A 2,695-nucleotide genomic window follows, 5' to 3' on the forward strand; every position below is an offset into this window, starting at 1 on the left:
ACTAGGGAAGCGCTGATTTGTTCTGGACGAAGCAGATTGTGGCTGAAATGTTCGAGAACAAGGCGAAGTTCGCAGCCAATACCCCAGGGCACCCTCTCTTGCGCAAGCGCAATTCACCTTGTAGCAGGCTATTGGCAAGAACTTCAACGTAGCTATCGGACATTTCAGGTGCAAGATGCGAGTTCATGAATAGATCAGCGCTTCCCTAGGGTGTGAATCGTTCAGTTTGTGTATAATAGCGCGTTCACTGGGCGTCAGGGGGATTGGTATGCCTTTCGCCTGAGTTTACGCTAGTTAAAATTATCCAGTGATTTCAATGGCCTGAAGGCTTTTGAGGCGGCGCTGCCGCCATGCGAAAGTGGCGGAATTGGTAGACGCGCTGGATTTAGGTTCCAGTGGGGCAACCCGTGGGAGTTCAAGTCTCCCCTTTCGCACCAGACAAGGTGGGCGCTATCCGTGGGGGAGCGTCCTTGACTATTAACCAGACAGACAACACTGTCGGAGAATGTTTCAATGCAAGTATCTGTTGAATCGGGTGAGGGCCTGGTAAAACGTCTATTGGTTAACCTGCCTGCAGACAAAGTAAATGAACTGGTTGATGCCAAGCTGAAGGAAGCGGCCCGAACCGTGCGCATGGATGGCTTTCGTCCCGGCAAGGTGCCCATGCGCGTGGTGAAGCAGCGTTATGGCGAGCAGGTCAAAAAGGATGCTTACGGCGAACTCATTCAGTCCAGTTACTACGAGGCGGTAACCCAGGAAAACCTGAAGCCCGTGGGCGATCCCAGCATTGAACTGCGCGAAGACGAAGCTGATGGTGGTCTGGCCTACACCGCGACTTTCGAAGTCATGCCCGAGATCGAGGTGGCTGATTTGACTGCCCTGGAGATCAAGCGTCCCGTCACCGAAGTGGTGGATGCCGATATCGACAACATGATCGAAAAGCTGCGTCAGCAGCGTACCGAGTGGACAGATGTGGATCGCGGCGCGCAGAATGATGACCGCGTTACCCTGGATTTTACCGGCCTCATGGACGGTGAAGCCTTTGAAGGTGGTACCGCCAGCGATATTCCCCTGGTATTGGGTTCCGGTACCATGATTCCCGGCTTCGAGGAGGGGCTGTTGGGCGCCAAGGCAGGTGACAAGCCTGTGCTGGAACTGAAATTCCCGGAAGACTACCGCGTGGAGAATCTTGCGGGCAAGGATGTTACCTTCGAAGTGGAAGTCAAGGCGGTTGCCGAGCCCAAATTGCCCGAATTGGACGAGGAATTCGTCAAGTCCATGGGTGTTGAAGACGGGACAGAAGAAAGCCTGCGCAACGAGATCCGTGAAAATATGGAACGCGAAGTGCGTCAGAAGGTAAAGGGCCGCACCAAGGAGCAGGTGATGGATGCCCTGCTGGCAGCCAACGAATTCACTGTGCCGGCAGCCATGATATCCCAGGAAGCTGCTGCCCTGAAGCAACAGACCCAGCAGGAAATGGCGCAGTCCGGCCAGCAAAGTACCGTTGATCTGCATGTCAGTGTTTTCGAGCCCCAGGCGGAGCGCCGGGTGAAACTGGGACTGCTGGTTGGTGAAATCATGCGCAAGAACGAGATCGAAGTCGATCAGGCGCGCGTGGATGAAGCTATTGCCGAACAGGCTTCCACCTTCGAAAACCCCCAGGAAATCATCGACTGGTACAAGGAGAACGCCCAGGCGCGTGCTTCTGTAGAGAACGTGGTGCTGGAAGATCAGGTGGTTGACATGATTCTCGATCAGGCCAAGGTGGAAGAAGAACAACAACTGTCCTTCGATGAATTGCTGAACAATCAGAATCAGGCTTAATCAGAGAGTAATTACATGCATGACAATCATCCGGCAGGCCATTTGGATCCCATTAACCTGGGATTGATACCCATGGTCGTTGAGCAGACCCCCCGGGGAGAGCGCTCTTACGACATCTATTCACGTCTTCTCAAGGAACGCGTGATCTTCTGCGTGGGGTCGGTGGAGGATCACATGGCCAATCTGATCGTGGCGCAGCTGCTGTTCCTCGAATCGGAAAATCCGGACAAGGATATCCACCTGTATATCAACTCGCCAGGCGGCTCCGTGACTGCAGGCATGGCGATCTACGACACCATGCAGTTCGTGCGGCCTTCCATCAGCACCATGTGTATCGGCCAGGCTGCCAGCATGGGTGCTGTCCTCCTCACGGGAGGGGAAAAGGGCAAGCGTTTCTGCCTGCCCAATTCCCGCGTCATGATCCACCAGCCTCTGGGCGGTTTTCAGGGGCAGGCCACCGATATCGAGATACACGCACGCGAAATTCTGCTGATTCGTGAAAAACTCAACAAGATTCTTGCTCACCACACCGGGCAGTCCCTTGAAACCATTGGGGAAGATACGGAGCGGGACAACTTCATGGGCGCGGAAGAATCACGGGAATACGGCCTTGTCGATGAAGTGCTGGGTGAGCGCGGCGAGGCGGACGATTCTGAGTAATGCAGCTGCCGCCATAATCATCCTGTTGGTCAGAGAGTCGGTCATTTCCCGGGAGATGGCCGGCTTTTTTGTTTTGCTGAGAACACACACGCTATCGCTGCCAGCCATGGAGAGCGAAGCGAAGGCTGGTAGACCCCAGTAGCCGCGAGGCCGCACTGCTTACCCGTCGTGCGCATAGCGCCAGAGGGGAAGCAAAGTAGGCATCCAAACG

Annotated in this window: 2 protein-coding genes and 1 tRNA gene; all 3 read left to right on the forward strand. The window is 54.9% G+C overall.

The genetic code is table 11. The features are described from left to right. Window positions 1-352 precede the first annotated feature (352 nt). A tRNA-Leu gene (locus ACOCD2_RS16120) sits at window positions 353-437 on the forward strand. 76 nt (window positions 438-513) lie between these two features. After that, window positions 514-1,824 carry a trigger factor gene (tig, locus tag ACOCD2_RS16125; protein WP_293644017.1) on the forward strand — a complete coding sequence of 437 codons (1,311 nt, stop codon included), beginning with the start codon at window positions 514-516 and terminating at the stop codon, window positions 1,822-1,824. A 15-nt stretch (window positions 1,825-1,839) separates the two neighbouring features. Further along, the gene (gene clpP / locus ACOCD2_RS16130) at window positions 1,840-2,484 is read left to right on the forward strand and encodes an ATP-dependent Clp endopeptidase proteolytic subunit ClpP (protein WP_293644019.1); all 645 of its coding nucleotides are present in this window, start codon (window positions 1,840-1,842) and stop codon (window positions 2,482-2,484) included. Window positions 2,485-2,695 lie beyond the last annotated feature (211 nt).

The sequence above is a fragment of the Thiolapillus sp. genome (assembly GCF_048562965.1).
Taxonomy (GTDB): domain Bacteria; phylum Pseudomonadota; class Gammaproteobacteria; order Chromatiales; family Chromatiaceae; genus Thiolapillus; species Thiolapillus brandeum_A.

Excerpts from the sequence above, each read along its gene's own strand:
- clpP (WP_293644019.1), top strand. The coding sequence starts at position 1,840 with ATGCATGACAATCATCCGGCAGGCCATTTGGATCCCATTAACCTGGGA.
- tig (WP_293644017.1), top strand. The coding sequence starts at position 514 with ATGCAAGTATCTGTTGAATCGGGTGAGGGCCTGGTAAAACGTCTATTG.